The sequence below is a fragment of the Streptomyces sp. NPDC033177 genome (assembly GCF_055577715.1).
In genome coordinates, this window is record NZ_JBVIPS010000012.1 from 246,633 (window position 1) to 260,631 (window position 13,999).

Here is a 13,999-nt window from a genome sequence, read left to right on the forward strand (position 1 = left end):
CGTAGGAGAAGACGCCGCATGCGGAAGATACTCGTCGTCGGAGCCGGTCAGGCCGGGCTCCAGATCGCTCTCGGACTCCAGTCGCAGGGGTACGAGGTCACCCTGATGTCCAACCGCACGGCGGACGAGGTCCGGTCCGGGCGTGTGATGTCCACTCAGTGCATGTTCCACACGGCGCTGCAGCACGAGCGCGACCTCCAGCTGAACTTCTGGGAGTCGCAGGCGCCGAAGATCGAGGGTGTCGGCGTCTCGGTCGCCGGGCCCGACTCCTCCCGCGTCATCGACTGGGTCGGCAAGCTGGACGGCTTCGCCCAGTCCGTCGACCAGCGCGTGAAGATGGCGGGCTGGATGGAGACGTTCGCGCAGCGGGGCGGCCAGCTGGTCATCCACGGCGCGGCGGTCTCCGACCTCGACTACTTCTCCCGCACGTACGACCTGGTGCTCGTCTCCGCGGGCAAGGGCGAGCTCGTCTCGATGTTCGAGCGCGACGCGTCCCGCTCCCCGTACGACACCCCCCAGCGCGCGCTGGCCGTCGCCTACGTCCACGGGATGGGGCCCCGGCCCGAGCACCCCGAGTTCGACGCGGTGCGGTGCAACCTCGTGCCGGGCGTCGGCGAACTCTTCGTCATGCCGACCCTCACCACGTCCGGGCGCGCGGACATCCTGTTCTGGGAGGGCGTCCCGGGCGGCCCGCTGGACGTCTTCCAGGGCGTCAAGGACCCCTCGGAACACCTCGCGCTGACCCTCGAACTCCTGGAGAAGTACACCCCGTGGGAGTACGCGCGGGCGACGAAGGTCGAACTCACGGACGCGGGCGGCACGCTGTCCGGCCGCTACGCCCCGACGGTGCGCAAGCCGATCGGCCGGCTGCCGGGCGGCGGCCTCGTGCTCGGCGTCGCGGACGTGGTGGTCGCGAACGACCCGATCACCGGGCAGGGCTCCAACTCGGCCTCGAAGTGCGCGGCCTCGTACCTCTCCTCGATCGTCTCGCACGGCGACAAGCCGTTCGACGAGGAGTGGATGCAGTCCGCGTTCGACCGCTACTGGGAGACGGCTCAGCACGTCACCAAGTGGACGAACGCGATGCTCTCGCCCCCGCCGGAGCACGTCCTGAACCTGATCGGCGCCGCAGGCCAGCTCCAGCCGGCCGCAGACCGCTTCGCCAACGGCTTCAACGACCCGTCGGACTTCGAGAACTTCTTCTATGAGCCGGAGAAGACGGGCGCGTACCTGGGGTCGCTCTCCGGCGCCTGACGGCTTGGCCGCTGCTGGGCGGGCGGGGGCCGGAAGGGCAGGGAGCCGCGGCTTACCGGCACGGCGCCTGCCCCGCCCTGCCCCGCACCGTCGGGCGGAGTGCGCGGGTGGCGCCCGACGGTCCCGTGTCTTGGGGCGGCTGGCGGCCTCGCCCACCCGTTTGCCGAGCTGATCGCAGAAAAGTCCCACCGTGCACGCACGAAGGGCGGGGGCCATGGGAGTTTCCTGCAGCCCGCGCCGCCCCCCCCGGGCGCGACTCAAGCCCTCGGCGCCTCCGACGACCCGTACCCCGCATCGCTCCCCGCGTCGCCGCCCTTCAGTGCCCCGCGCGGCAGCTTCGGCGGTTCGTACCCCTTCATGGGCTTCGCCGAAGGGTCGGGGCGTACCGCTCCCCGCACGGGGTTCGCGGCGATGGGGGAGACCTTGACCTTGGCACCCGGGCGCGGGGCCTGGATGACCATGCCGTCGCCCAGGTAGAGGGCCACGTGCGTGGCCTTGGGGAAGTAGACGATCAGGTCGCCCGGGCGCAGTTTTCGGAGGGAGACACGGCGTAGCTGGGCCCACTGCTCCTGTGAGGTGCGGGGGATCGACTTCCCTGCCGCCGCCCACGCCTGGGACGTCAGGCCCGAGCAATCGAAGGCCTTGGGCCCCTCCGCGCCCCACTTGTACGGCTTCCCGATCTGTTTCACGGCGTATCCGAGCGCCGTCTCGCCCTTCCGGGAAGGCGCGCGGGTCGGTGCGGGCCCAGGGGACCCCGCGGCCCCGCTCAGCGAGCCCGAGTCCAGGAACTTCCGCTGTGCCGCCGCCATCCCCTCCTCCTCGGCCCGCGCGAGATCCGCCAGCTGCTCCGTGCTCAGCGAGGCGAGCAGTTCCTCGACCTCCTTCAGCTGCCCCTTGACCGTGTCCCGCGCCTCCTTCTGCCGGGCCGCGAGAGACAGTTGGGTCTCCAGGGCCCTCTTCGCCGTGGCCGCGAGCTCGGACGCCTCCCTCTCGCCGCCGATCAGCCGGTCCACCGTCGCGGCGCGCTCCGCCGCCGCTCGCCCGATCACATGCCCCTGGTCGAGGGCCCGCTCCGGGTCGCGGGCGAGGAGGAGGCGTACGTAGGGGGAGATCTCCGTCGTGCCCTGGTACTGCTGGCGGGCGAAGCGGCCCGCCGCGCCCCGGCTGTCGTGGACCGAGGCGCGGGCTCGGGCCAGGCGCTTGTCCAGGCGGGTGACCTCGGTGCGCTGCTCCTTCAGCTTCTCCGCGGTCGCGTTGTACGTCTCCGTCGACTCCTCGGCCTTCCGGTACAGCTCCTGAAGGTCCCTCAGGAGCTCGGCCACCGGGCGCTCGGTGGTGTCGTCCGGCTGTGGAACGGCGTACGCCGGGGCTGCGGGCGCCAGCAGAGCGCCGACCACCGCACCCGTACCGACCCATCGCAGCAGCCTGCCTGACATGCCATCACCTCCGGCGCGCGGGCGGCGGCTCCGCCCCGCACCGTGAGCATCAGCGGCCCCGGCGCGGCCCGCCTGCTGAAGGTGCGCGGGTTGGCGCAATGCGGTCACTCGTCCAGGGTCCGACGGCGCGCCGCCCTTGCGGAGGCCGCGCTCAAGCTGCGCTCAGGCCGCCCCGCCCGGCTTCGACCACGGCCACTTCAGGCCGGGCCCCGCCTTGTCGCCCTCCGGGTCGTACTCGTACGTCCAGCCCTGGTGCAGGCCGAGCCGCTTGCCCCCTGTCTTGGCCACCCTGCGGTACACGAGCACGGTCGCCGGTCCGCCTGCCTCGTCCGGCACCGGGACCCGGTACACCTTCGGGGGGTGACCGGTCGGGCCGAGCAGGATGGGCAGGACGCGGCCGTCCAGGGGGCCACCCACGAACGGGGTCTCTTCGCTCTTCACCCGGCCAGTGTCACAGCAGCCGGCCGCCACGCTTCACAGCAGGTGTGCCGCGTCGCTCACCACGGGGAGGACTCGCCGGGCGAGCGAGCCCGCGGGTCCTTCGGACGTCTCCATGGCAAGGGCGCCCCGTACGGCCTCCGCGGTCTGCGGGTCGCGGCCCGCAGAGGCCACGAGAACCGCCATGAACTGCTCGACCAGCCAGTCCCGCAACTCGTCCAGCGGCGGCTGCTTCTCCTCGTCCAGCCAGATCAGGGACGCCGCCTCGACGGAGGTGATCCACATCCGCACGGTCATCCGCAGCCGGGGACCCGTCGCCCCCACGACCTCCAGGTGGGCCAGGATGTGCTCGGCGGCCGTCCTGCGCACCTCGTCCACGATGGCGGTGGTCCGCGACGTCTCCACGACGCTGCCGCCCTGGAGCAGCGCGCTGAACCCCGCGTCGTGCTGGTCCACGAAGGCGAGGTACCGGTCGAGCGCGTTGGCGAGGCGCTGGGTGAGCGGACCCTCGGGCGGCTCGGCGAAGCACTGCTCCAGCTCGTCGGCGGCGGAGCGCAGCGCCGCCTCGTACAACTGCTGCTTGCCGCCCGGGAAGTAGCGGTAGACGAGCGGCCGGGAGACTCCGGCCGCCTCCGCGACGTCGTCGAGGGAGACCTCGTCGGGTGCGCGCACCGCGAAGAGGGACAGGGCGGCCTCCTTGAGCTGCCGCTGCCGCTCTTCGACACTGAGACGCCGGTACGCGCGGGTGGGAGCAGGCGAGGTCATGCCTCGCAGCGTATCCGCCCTTTCGAACAAGCGCGCCGGAACCCTGCGTACCCTCTTCGCTACGCCAGAAGGCAGGCCAGGAATCAGGCCAGAAGTCCAGAGCTCTTCCACAGCCGCCGCCCCGCGCCCCGCAGCACCCCGATGTCGTCCAAGAAGTCCGCCAGGCGCTTGGCCCCGGTCTGCATGATCTCTCGGCGGTGGGCGCTCGCCTTGACCTGGGCCATGGCCTCGCGCTTGTCCAGGCCGACGTTCGTGTAGACGTCGGGGTTGATGAAGGCGATGGAGAAGACGCGGGCGAACTCACCCGAGGTGAGGCGGGTGAACTCCTGGGACCAGCGCGGGGCCGTCACCATCTGGCGGCGCAGCTCCTCACGGGCGTACCGCACATGGCGCGCCTCCTCCACGACGTGGATCCGCGTGACGCCGCGCACCAGGGTCTGGACGCGCTCGTCCGGGAACGTCAGGCGCTGCATCCAGTCGAGGATCTCCTCGCCGAGCAGCGTCGCCGTGAACGAACCGGGCGTCGTCGAGATGGTCTTGAAGAGGCGGCCCAGGTTCCGGTGCACGGCGCTGACCGGGTAGTACGGGGTGTCCCCGCGGGTGATCAGGCGCGCGAACATCTTCGAGTGCCGGCACTCGTCCTCGATCTCGGTCAGGGCGTACCGCACGTGCGCGCTCGTGGCCGGCTTGTCGTAGATGTGCCGTACGAGCAGCTGCATCAGGATCAGCTCGAACCAGATGCCGAGCGAGGCGAGCGCGGCGGCCTCGTGCTGGGAGAGCGCGATGCGCTGCTCCTCGCTCATCCGCCGCCACATCGGCGTGCCGTACAGGGAAAGCAGCTCCGGGGGCCAGAACCACTTGCCCTCCTCGAAGGGCGCCTCCCAGTCGAGCTCCTTGTCGGGGTCGAAGGAGTGCCTGGCGGAGGAGTCGAGCAGCCGCTCGGCCACCTGCTCCCGGTCCTTGAGCGCTCCGAGCGCGTCCCGCAGCCCTTCGATCGCCGCGTCCTCCGTGGTGGTCGTCATGACTCTGCCCCTGCCTCGTCGTCAGAGTTACCGGCGGTCACGCATTATGAGACTGCTTGTCAGCAAGGGCGTCAATCCCTTGTGCGTGACTTGTTGACCCGACGTCTACGAACGTGTGAGCCTTCCAACTACCAACCGGTACAGAGCAGTCGAAAGCAGCACGGGGGGACTACGGAGAGAACGAGGCCACTTATCTAGGAGCCGTCAGTGTCCACGCATGAGCTCTATACGCACGCCCCGGACGGAAACATCTGGCAGATACCGGCGAACGGCGCGGCCCGCTTCAGCTGGGAGTACGACGAAGGCCGTGCCCGGCTGCTCGCCCTCTACCAGAAGGGCAAGGACAAGCAGTGGGACGGTGCCAAGCGCATCGCCTGGGATCTGGAGGTCGACCCGTACGACCCGCTGGGCACCCCCGACGAGTCCATGTCGCTCTACGGCACCCGTCACTGGGACAAGATGACCGACCGTGACAAGGGCGAACTGCGCAAGCACTACGCCTCCTGGCAGTTCAGCCAGTTCCTGCACGGCGAGCAGGGCGCGATGGTGTGCGCGGCGCGCATCGTGGAGTCCGTGCCCGACCTGGATGCGAAGTTCTACTCCGCGACCCAGACCATGGACGAGGCGCGGCACGCCGAGGTCTACGGCCGCTTCCTGCACGACAAGATCGGCATGCTCTACCCGATCAACGACAACCTGCAGTCCCTGCTCGGCGACACCCTGCGCGACTCCCGCTGGGACATGCCCTACCTGGGCATGCAGGTCCTCATCGAGGGTCTCGCGCTGGCCGCCTTCGGCATGATCCGCGACACGACGGACAAGCCGCTGCCCAAGCAGATCCTCGCCTACGTCATGCAGGACGAGGCCCGGCACGTGGCCTTCGGCCGCATGGCCCTTCGGGACTACTACAAGCAACTCTCCGACGCGGAACTGCGCGAGCGCGAGGAATTCGTCATCGAGGGCTGCTACTTGATGCGTGACCGGCTGCGCGGTGTCGAGGTCCTGGAGAACTTCGGCATCCCGAAGGCGGAGGCCGAGGAGGCCAGCGAGAACTCCGAGTTCCTCGCCCTCTTCCGGCAGTTGCTCTTCAGCCGCATCGTGCCGTGCGTCAAGGACATCGGCCTGTGGGGCAAGCGTCTCCAGGAGGCGTACGTCGACATGGGCGTCTTCGAGATGGGCAACGCCAACCTCGACCAGCTGATGGCCCAGGACGAGGAGATCGCCGAGAAACTGGACGCGGAACGCTTCGCGGCGGAGGAGAGCGAACGGGTGGCGGAGGTCGAGGACATGATCACCGCCGGCGACGGAAAATAAGGTCTCGGGCCGTCGTCCCGCACGGCAGCATGGCCCCATGACTTCCGTGACCTCCGCATCCGCCGACCGCGCCGCCGCCCGCCGGAGCCTCGAAGGGCTCGCCCTCGGCGACGCCTTCGGCGAGCGGTGGTTCCCGCTGTTCCGCGCGCCACGCGTCGCGTACACGCAGATCCATGCGCGCCAGTTGCCCGAGGAGCCGCTCTGGCACTGGACCGACGACACCGCGATGGCGCTTGGCGTGCAACGGGTGCTCGACGAGTACGGGGAGATCCGGCAGACCGAGCTGGCTGCCGCCTTCGCGCTGCTGCACGACGCCGACGCGGGGCGCGGATACGGCAGCGGCATGCACGAGCTGCTGCCCCGGCTGGTCGAGGAGCCGCAGCGCTGGCCGGAGCTGGCGCGCGAACTGTTCGACGGGCAGGGCAGCCTCGGCAACGGAGCCGCGATGCGGGTCGCGCCGCTGGGCGCGTGGTTCTCCCGTGACCTCGAACTCGCGGCGGAACAAGCCGAGTTGTCGGCCCAGGTCACGCACGCGCACCCGGAGGGCGTCGCGGGCGCGGTGGCTGTGGCCGTGGCGGCGGCGCTTTCCGCGCGCGAAGAACTGACCCTGGCCGCCGTCGCGGAGCGCACCCCGCCCGGAGCGGTCCGCGACGGCGTGCTGCGCGCCGCGGCCCTGCCCTTCGACACCGAACCGTGGAAGGCCGCCGACGCGCTCGGTAACGGTCAGCGCATCCGGGCCACGGACACCGTTCCGTTCGCCCTGTGGTCGGCCGCGCGGCACCACGACGACCTGGTCGGGGCGCTGTGGACCACGGCGGAGGGGCTCGGTGACGTGGACACCACGTGTGCGATCACAGGCGGAGTGGTCGGCGCGCGCACGGGGGTCGACGCGGTCCCGGAGGCCTGGCTGCGACGGCGGGAGGCACTGCCGGGAGCCAAATGACACCCGGCATCCGCACCCTGCGTAAGCCTCCGCTCAGGAACCCGCAAGCACCGCCTCCATCACCGCCCTCGCGACCGGCGCCGCGCTCCCGCCCCCGCTGATGTCGCCCCGGTCCGCCGCCGCGTCCTCCACCACCACCGCGACCGCCACCGACGGCTGGGCGTCGCCGGAGTTCTGGGCCCAGGAGATGAACCAGGCGTACGGCGTGCCGGTGTTGTCGATGCCGTGCTGGGCCGTGCCCGTCTTGCCGCCGACCGTCACGCCGGGGATCGCCGCGTTGCCGCCGGTGCCCTTCTCGACGACGTCGGTCATCATCTCCCGCAGTTGCATGGCCGTGGCCGGGTTCATGGCCTGGTGGAGGGAGCTGGTGCCGGTGTTGCGCACCACGTCGCCGTCGTCGGTCGTGGTCTCGTCCACCAGGTGCGGGGACTGGAGCTGGCCGTTGTTCGCCACCGCCGCCGAGACCATCGCCATCTGCAGCGGCGTCGCCCGCGTGTTGAACTGGCCGATCGAGGACAGCGCCAGTTGCGCCTTGTCCATCGAGGAGTCGAAGTTGCTCGCCGCCACCGACGACGGGATCTTCAGGCCGCCGTCGTTGAAGCCGAAGTTCCTCGCCGTGTCCAGCATGTCGCCGAGCCCGGTGTCCACGCCCAGCTTGGCGAAGACCGTGTTGCAGGACCACTCGAAGGCGTAACGCAGAGGTGCGTTCTTGCAGCCCTCGACCTCGTTCGTCAGCTGGGTGCTCGTGCCGGGCAGCGTGTAGGGGGTGGGGGACTTGGTTGCGGCGTCCAGGTCCGTGACCGTGCCGGAGTCGAGGGCGGCCGCCGCCGTCACCACCTTGAACGTCGACCCCGGCGGATACGTCTGGCGGATCGCCCGGTTCAGCATCGGCTTGTCCGCGCTGCCGTTCAGCGACGCCCAGGACTTCGCCACCGCCTTGTTGGTGCCGGAGAGCCGTTCGGGGTCGTACGACGGGGTGCTGACCAGGGCGAGGATCTTCCCGGTCGACGGCTCGATGGCCGCGACCGCGCCCTTCTTGCCGCCGAGCCCTGCGTACGCGGCCTGCTGCGCCGCGGCCCTGATGGTGGTCCGCACCATGCCGCCGGGGTTCTGCGCGCGGCTGATGTCGTTCCACAGGGGGAGCGGGGCGAGCATCGGATCGGTGCCGGAGAGGATGTCGTCCTCGGCGTTCTCCAGGAGGGTCGTGCCGTAGACCTGCGAGGCGTACCCGGTCACCGGCGCGTACAACGGGCCGTTCTTGTACGTCCGTTCATAGCGGAGCTGCTCCCCGGTGTCCTGGGAGCCGGTGACCGCGCGCCCGTCGACCATGATGTCGCCGCGCGGCTGGCCGAAGCGTGCGATGGCCTGGCGGCGGTTGGCGGAGTTCTTGTCGAAGTGCTCGGACTGGACGACCTGGACGCGGGTGGCGTTCACCAGCAGGGCGATCAGGAGCAGCGCGCAGAACGCGGCGGCATGCCGGATGTACCTCGTCACGCGTCCTCCCTGGGAGGCCCCACCGGCTGGCTCCGTGCCGAGTCGCTGACCCGGATGAGCAGCGCCACGATGATCCAGTTGGTGACGACCGACGAGCCGCCCTGCGCGAGGAACGGCATCGCCATGCCGGTCAGCGGGATCAGCCCGCTCACCCCGCCCGCGATCACGAACACCTGGAGCGCGACGATCGAGGCGAGCCCCACCGCGAGCAGCCGCCCGAAGACGTCCCGCAGCGCGAGCCCCGCCCGGTAGCCGCGCTCCACCAGGAGGGCGTAAAGGAGGAAGATCGCGGCGAGCCCCGCGAGGCCGAGTTCCTCGCCCGCCGTCGCCAGGATGAAGTCGGACTTGGCGGCGAAGCCGATGAGGATGGAGTGGCCGAGCCCGAGGCCGGTCCCGAGCATCCCGCCGGCCGCGAACGCGAAGAGGGATTGGGCCAGTTGGTTGGGCCCCTCGCCCGCGTCGATGGAGGCGAAGGGGTGCAGCCAGTCCTCGACCCGGCTGTGCACGTGGGGTTCGAGCGAGCCGACCGTGTACGCCCCGACAGCGGCAAGGACCAGGCCGACCGCGATCCAGCCGGTGCGCCCGGTGGCGACGTACAGCAGGATCACGAAGAGCCCGAAGAACAGCAGCGAGGTACCGAGATCGCGCTCCAGGACGAGGACGCCGACGCTGAGCAGCCAGATCGCCACGATCGGGCCGAGCACACGGCCGGTGGGCAGCTGGAGCTTCGTCAGCTTCCAGACCGTACGGCCGGTGTAGGCGAGCGCGTTGCGGTTGGCGGCGAGATAGCTGGCGAAGAAGATCGCGAGCAGGATCTTCGCGAACTCGCCGGGCTGGATGGAGAATCCGCCGACCCGGATCCAGATGCGGGCGCCGTTCACGGCCGGGAAGAAGATCGGCACGATCATCAGGACCAGCGCGGCGACGACACAGATGTACGCGTACCGCTGGAGCACCCGGTGGTCGCGCAGGAAGATCACGACGGCGATGAAGAGCGCCACGCCGACGGTGGACCAGACGAGTTGCGTGGGTGCCGCCTCGTCGCCGGGGGTCTCCAGGTCGAGCCGGTAGATCAGGACGAGACCCAGACCGTTGAGGAGCACGGCGATCGGCAGGAGCAGCGGATCGGCGTAGGGCGCGCGGAAGCGGACCGCGAGATGCGCGAGGAGCGCGAGCACGCCGAGCCCGGCGCCGTAACCGGCGGCGCCGGGCGGGACGGTGCCGTTCTTGGCGAGGCCGACGGCGCAGTAGCCGTAGACCGAGAGCAGGACGGCCACGACGATCAGTGCGACCTCGGTGCCACGGCGCCGGGGCACACGAACAGCGGGTACGGAGGGAGGCGCCGTCGCTGTTCCGGTCATGCCCGGAACGTAGCAAGCGATAGGCCCCAATGTCCGCTTATGTCACCGTGTGCTTGTGGTGCGTCAGCACCAGCGCGGGGCGGGCCCGATGTTGGAGATGTAGTGCGCGGCACCCCAGGCCCAGGTCCCGTTGGTGAGCAGGTACCAGCGGTTGTTGCCGGACACGTGGTCACCGGTCGTCTTGCAGTAGATGTTGACGACCTTGCCGTACGGCACGCTCCGGATCACCTTGGCGCCCCGGTGCGGGGAGGTGCGGAGCAGCAGACCGGACTTGGCGATGACGCGGCCCTTGTAGATGCGCGGGTGGCCGTTGGTGCCGGTGTCGTCGGCCGCGACGGCGGTACCGGTGAGGGTGCAGGCGGCGAGCGCGCCGCCGGCGACGAGTATGCCGAGCCGGGTGCCGATGGCGGTGGACCGAAGGGACATGGGGTCTCCTCTGGAAAGCGCGGATGCGATACGGCCCGCAGACCCCTGAAGCGTCGAGCCCCGGGAGCATCAAGCCCCTGAAGCGTGGGTCATAGGCCGCAATTCACACTAAAATCGGCACGCTGACCGCGCAAAAGGTCACACGGCGTCAAACCGCCCGTCAGACCGCCCCGTCGGCACCCCCGCACCCCGCTTCCCCGGTCTCCTCGTACGGCAGCGTCAGCGTCGCCACCGCCCCGCCGTCCGCCGCGTTGGCGAACGTGAGGCGTGCGCCGAGCACCGCCGTCTGGCCCAACGCGATCGTCAGGCCAAGCCCGTGGCCCCTGGTCGTGCCCTCCGTGCGGAACCGCTGCGGGCCGTGCGCCACCAGGTAATCCGGGTATCCGTCGCCGTGGTCGCGCACCGAGAGCATGGGTCCGTCGACGGTCAGCACGACGGGCCCGCGCCCGTGTTTGTCCGCGTTGGCGATGAGATTCCCGAGCACCCGCTCCAGGCGCCGCCGGTCGGTCACCACACAGACGTCGCGTACGACGACCAGCTCGGCATCGATGCCCGAACCCCGCACGGCGCGCTCGGCCAGTGGGGCGAGATGGTGGTCGTCCAGCTCGACGCGCTCGCTCTTCGCGTCGAGGCGGGAGATCTCCAGGAGGTCCTCGGTGAGGGTGCGCAGCGCGGCGACCCGGTCGCGCACCAGCTCCGTCGGGCGGCCCGGCGGCAGCAGTTCCGCCGCCGCGTGCAGACCGGTCAGCGGCGTGCGCAGCTCGTGCGCCACGTCCGCGGTGAACCGCTGCTCGCTCTGGAGCTTGCCCTGCATCGAGGACGCCATCGTGTCGAGCGCGCCGGAGACCGCGGCCACCTCGTCCTGGCTGCGCGAGGGCTCGCGGGTGCGCGGATCGTTCACGCGGGCGTCGAGGTCACCCGCGCTGATCCGGCGGGCCACCGTCGCCGTCTGGTGCAGGCGCCGCGTCACGCGGGTCACGGAGAACGCCCCGACCAGCAGCGTCGCCCCGATGGCAAGCACCGAGGAGCCCAGGATCGCCCGGTCGAGTCCGTCGATGGTGCGGGCACCCTGGGCGTAGTCGACCCGGACGGCGATCGCGCGCCGGTCCGTCGCGGGCCCCGCGGCCCACATCGTCGGCCGGGAGTCCTGCGCGGCGACCATCGTCCCGCGCTCCCCGCCCACCGCGAGATCCCGCAGCCGCCCGGGAAGGCCCTCGGGGTCGACCCCCGCGCCGGGGCCGAGGTCGTCGCCCGCCTCGAACGCCTTGGTGGCGTCGTCGAGCCGGGTGAGGGCGTGCTCGCGGGCCTGGCCCACGGTCTGGTTGGTCACCGAGACGTGCACGAGCGCGCCGAGCAGCGCGGCGAGCGCGCAGCACATGACGGTGATGAAGACCCCGGCCTTCCAGGTCAGGGTCGCCGTCCAGGCGGGGAGCCGCGGTCCGCGCGGCAGCCGGTGGCTCATCGGCCTCCGCTCGGGGACGCGCCGGGGGTCGCACCCGGTGAATCGCTGGGGGAGGGCACGGGGCGGCTGCTCGCCGCGGGCTCCGGCTTGCGCGACGGCTTGCCCTTCGGCGCGTTCGGGGAGCGCACGATCTCGTCGGTCGTCGGCAGCATGACCCTCTGGTGGGAGTCCCACGACCAGACGGTGCGGTACTCGTACCCCGGCATGCCCGAGACGGCGCGGACGATCACCTCGTGGCCGGCCAGTTCGACGCCGAGCACCGCGTCCCCCATCTCCATGATCTGCGTCAACTGCCGCTTCTCCATGGCGTAGGCGCGTATGTCGAGGTTCTCGGCGTGCCCGCGGGCCAGCCGGATGCCGATGATGAGGTCGTCCCTGCCGTCACCGGTGAGGTCCCGGTAGTAGGCCTTCAGGACGGGGCACTCGGCGTCGTCGGCGTCCTTGGTGTCGCACGCGTCGAGCTTCTCGGCCGTCTGCTTGTAGACCGCGTCCGAACGGCTGTACAGCCCCGGGTTCTTGTCGAAGTCGGCCTTGGCGACCGTCACCGGGTTCACCTTGTGCAGGTCGCCGCCCGGTACGTCCACGCCCTTGACCGGCAGGCTCTCTATCGTGCCGTAGTCCTCGGCCGGCGCCGACGGGGGCGGCAGCTTCGGCCACAGGCGGGTGGGGGCCTCGGCGGTCGGCGTGGAGCCCGCGCCGCGCAGGTCACCGGGGTCGCCGCAGCCGCCGGCCAGCAGGACGGCGGGCAGCACGAGTCCTGCGGCGAGCGCGAGACGGCTCCGGTGCACTGCACTCCTGCCTGCCGGTGGAGCGGCCCGGGGCTGCTCGGCTGCGGCGCGAGGTTCGGTTGCGGCGCCGCGGGGTCCGGGTCCCGTTGCCCGGGTCCGGCTACGGCGCGAGGTCGGCGTAGAGAATGATGTTGTCGGTGCGGTGACCGTCCTTGATCGGGCCGCCACAGGTCAGCAGGCGCAGCTCGGGACGGTCGGTCGCCCCGTACACCTTATGGGTGGGGAAGTTCTTTTTGTCCACCTGTTCCATCTCGCGCACCTTGAACGTCGCCGTACTCCCGTCCGCTCGCGGCACCGAGATCGTGTCCCCCATTCTCACCTTTCCCACGTGCCGCATCAGCGCGGGCCCCTCCGCGGTGTCGTAGTGCGCGACCAGGACGGCCGCCCCCTTCTCGCCGGGGGTGACGCCCCCGGTCCACCAGCCAGGTTCGTCCGCCTTGTCGACCGGCGGCACCTCCAGTGCGTCGTCCGCGCCCACGCCGAGGTCGAGCATCGACTTCGCGTCGACACCGGCCGCCGGTATGCGCAGCCCCGTCGGGCGGGACCTCTCCAGCGGGGCGTGCGGTTCGGCCGCCGGTGCGGCGGCGGCGTTGTCGACCTTGACGTCCGGCGCGGGGCTGCCGCCGGAGCCCTGGCCGCAGGCAATGAGGCCGACGCCGAGGGCTGCGGTCAGCGTGGCGGCGGCCGCGATGCGGGTGGTGTGACGGCGCTTGGCGGGGGCGGGGGCGGACGACGCGGGGGCGGGTGCTTCGTCGGCGGGGGTGCTCGTGCTCACAGCGGCTCCTGCGGGTGGGGCGTGGGGGAGGGGGGCTCAGGCGTCGGTGCGGCCGCGGCGCAGCATGGCGTACCCGAGACCGGCCGCACCGGCGGCCGCCATGGCCCCACCGGCGGCGATGAACACCGGGTCACCGCTGTGGAACCCCTCGGTGCCCGCCTTGACCCCGCCCTCGGGGGCGGCCGGCGCCACTGTGCGGGTTTCCTCGGCCTGGGAGGGCGTATCCGCGACGGCGGCCACGGCCGGCGTGAGGAGCGCGCCGCCGACGACGACGGTCACGGCGGCGGAACGGAGGGCGGTGCGGCGGAGGAGGCTGCTCATGGGGGGACGGTCCTTATGGCTGAGGGCTGGGCTGGGGAGGGTGAGGGAAGGGACACCCCTGAAGCTATGTGTCCGTTATTGCGGCAATTAGTCAGCAATGTAACGACGGCCCATCACTGCCGAGGCGGCGCTGCCACGAGCACGGTCAGGAGTGGCTCAACTTCTCTCCGTGGTGCCCTGGTTCTTGCCCAAGGCATGTC

At 71.1% G+C, this 13,999-nt stretch carries 14 protein-coding genes; 3 read left to right on the top strand and 11 right to left on the bottom strand.

Going from position 1 to position 13,999, the window contains the following annotated elements; genetic code table 11:
- Positions 1-18 precede the first annotated feature (18 nt).
- The gene (locus ACZ5U5_RS35855) at positions 19-1,254 is read left to right on the top strand and encodes a styrene monooxygenase/indole monooxygenase family protein (protein ID WP_469030330.1); all 1,236 of its coding nucleotides are present in this window, start codon (positions 19-21) and stop codon (positions 1,252-1,254) included.
- A 257-nt stretch (positions 1,255-1,511) separates the two neighbouring features.
- Here the strand turns inward: ACZ5U5_RS35855 and ACZ5U5_RS35860 are convergent, their stop codons facing one another.
- From ACZ5U5_RS35860 to ACZ5U5_RS35875, 4 genes are all read right to left on the bottom strand, one after another.
- Positions 1,512-2,690: a C40 family peptidase gene (locus ACZ5U5_RS35860; protein ID WP_469030333.1), complete on the bottom strand. Its 1,179-nt coding sequence runs from the start codon at positions 2,688-2,690 to the stop codon at positions 1,512-1,514.
- A 162-nt stretch (positions 2,691-2,852) separates the two neighbouring features.
- Positions 2,853-3,131 (bottom strand): hypothetical protein, encoded by a 279-nt coding sequence (locus tag ACZ5U5_RS35865; RefSeq protein ID WP_469030336.1) that lies wholly within the window; start codon positions 3,129-3,131, stop codon positions 2,853-2,855.
- Between the two features lie 33 nt (positions 3,132-3,164).
- The gene (locus tag ACZ5U5_RS35870) at positions 3,165-3,893 is read right to left on the bottom strand and encodes a TetR/AcrR family transcriptional regulator (RefSeq protein WP_469030339.1); all 729 of its coding nucleotides are present in this window, start codon (positions 3,891-3,893) and stop codon (positions 3,165-3,167) included.
- A gap of 83 nt (positions 3,894-3,976) precedes the next feature.
- Positions 3,977-4,915 carry an AurF N-oxygenase family protein gene (locus tag ACZ5U5_RS35875; RefSeq protein WP_469030342.1) on the bottom strand — a complete coding sequence of 313 codons (939 nt, stop codon included), beginning with the start codon at positions 4,913-4,915 and terminating at the stop codon, positions 3,977-3,979.
- Positions 4,916-5,122: 207 nt separating this feature from the next.
- Here ACZ5U5_RS35875 and ACZ5U5_RS35880 point away from each other — a divergent pair, with 207 nt between their 5' ends.
- A complete protein-coding gene (locus tag ACZ5U5_RS35880) occupies positions 5,123-6,229 on the top strand; it encodes a ferritin-like domain-containing protein (protein ID WP_469030344.1) in 1,107 nt (368 codons plus the stop codon).
- 37 nt (positions 6,230-6,266) lie between these two features.
- Complete coding sequence (locus tag ACZ5U5_RS35885; RefSeq protein WP_469030347.1) at positions 6,267-7,172, top strand: ADP-ribosylglycohydrolase family protein; 906 nt, start codon at positions 6,267-6,269, stop codon at positions 7,170-7,172.
- A gap of 33 nt (positions 7,173-7,205) precedes the next feature.
- On the opposite strand, the gene ACZ5U5_RS35890 is transcribed toward ACZ5U5_RS35885, so the two are convergent.
- The 7 genes from ACZ5U5_RS35890 to ACZ5U5_RS35920 form a co-directional block, all read right to left on the bottom strand.
- Positions 7,206-8,666, bottom strand: a complete 1,461-nt coding sequence (locus ACZ5U5_RS35890; protein ID WP_469030350.1) for a penicillin-binding transpeptidase domain-containing protein — start codon at positions 8,664-8,666, stop codon at positions 7,206-7,208.
- Positions 8,663-10,027, bottom strand: a complete 1,365-nt coding sequence (locus ACZ5U5_RS35895) for an FtsW/RodA/SpoVE family cell cycle protein (protein WP_469030352.1) — start codon at positions 10,025-10,027, stop codon at positions 8,663-8,665. Before ACZ5U5_RS35895 ends, ACZ5U5_RS35890 begins: the two co-directional genes overlap by 4 nt.
- A gap of 63 nt (positions 10,028-10,090) precedes the next feature.
- Positions 10,091-10,453: an SH3 domain-containing protein gene (locus tag ACZ5U5_RS35900; RefSeq protein ID WP_469030355.1), complete on the bottom strand. Its 363-nt coding sequence runs from the start codon at positions 10,451-10,453 to the stop codon at positions 10,091-10,093.
- Between the two features lie 160 nt (positions 10,454-10,613).
- The gene (locus ACZ5U5_RS35905; protein ID WP_469030357.1) at positions 10,614-11,915 is read right to left on the bottom strand and encodes an ATP-binding protein; all 1,302 of its coding nucleotides are present in this window, start codon (positions 11,913-11,915) and stop codon (positions 10,614-10,616) included.
- Positions 11,912-12,703, bottom strand: coding sequence for a hypothetical protein (locus ACZ5U5_RS35910; RefSeq protein WP_469030359.1), 792 nt, complete (start codon positions 12,701-12,703; stop codon positions 11,912-11,914). Before ACZ5U5_RS35910 ends, ACZ5U5_RS35905 begins: the two co-directional genes overlap by 4 nt.
- 100 nt (positions 12,704-12,803) lie before the next feature.
- Positions 12,804-13,478 (bottom strand): class F sortase, encoded by a 675-nt coding sequence (locus ACZ5U5_RS35915; RefSeq protein WP_469030362.1) that lies wholly within the window; start codon positions 13,476-13,478, stop codon positions 12,804-12,806.
- 36 nt (positions 13,479-13,514) lie between these two features.
- Positions 13,515-13,799, bottom strand: coding sequence for a hypothetical protein (locus tag ACZ5U5_RS35920; protein ID WP_469030365.1), 285 nt, complete (start codon positions 13,797-13,799; stop codon positions 13,515-13,517).
- Positions 13,800-13,999: the final 200 nt, after the last annotated feature.

What these genes read in the sequence shown, in the direction of transcription:
- ACZ5U5_RS35855 (WP_469030330.1), top strand. Translation starts at nt 19, where the DNA reads ATGCGGAAGATACTCGTCGTCGGAGCCGGTCAGGCCGGGCTCCAGATC.
- ACZ5U5_RS35860 (WP_469030333.1), bottom strand. Translation starts at nt 2,690, where the DNA reads ATGTCAGGCAGGCTGCTGCGATGGGTCGGTACGGGTGCGGTGGTCGGC.
- ACZ5U5_RS35870 (WP_469030339.1), bottom strand. Translation starts at nt 3,893, where the DNA reads ATGACCTCGCCTGCTCCCACCCGCGCGTACCGGCGTCTCAGTGTCGAA.
- ACZ5U5_RS35875 (WP_469030342.1), bottom strand. Translation starts at nt 4,915, where the DNA reads ATGACGACCACCACGGAGGACGCGGCGATCGAAGGGCTGCGGGACGCG.
- ACZ5U5_RS35885 (WP_469030347.1), top strand. Translation starts at nt 6,267, where the DNA reads ATGACTTCCGTGACCTCCGCATCCGCCGACCGCGCCGCCGCCCGCCGG.
- ACZ5U5_RS35895 (WP_469030352.1), bottom strand. Translation starts at nt 10,027, where the DNA reads ATGACCGGAACAGCGACGGCGCCTCCCTCCGTACCCGCTGTTCGTGTG.
- ACZ5U5_RS35900 (WP_469030355.1), bottom strand. Translation starts at nt 10,453, where the DNA reads ATGTCCCTTCGGTCCACCGCCATCGGCACCCGGCTCGGCATACTCGTC.
- ACZ5U5_RS35905 (WP_469030357.1), bottom strand. Translation starts at nt 11,915, where the DNA reads ATGAGCCACCGGCTGCCGCGCGGACCGCGGCTCCCCGCCTGGACGGCG.
- ACZ5U5_RS35920 (WP_469030365.1), bottom strand. Translation starts at nt 13,799, where the DNA reads ATGAGCAGCCTCCTCCGCCGCACCGCCCTCCGTTCCGCCGCCGTGACC.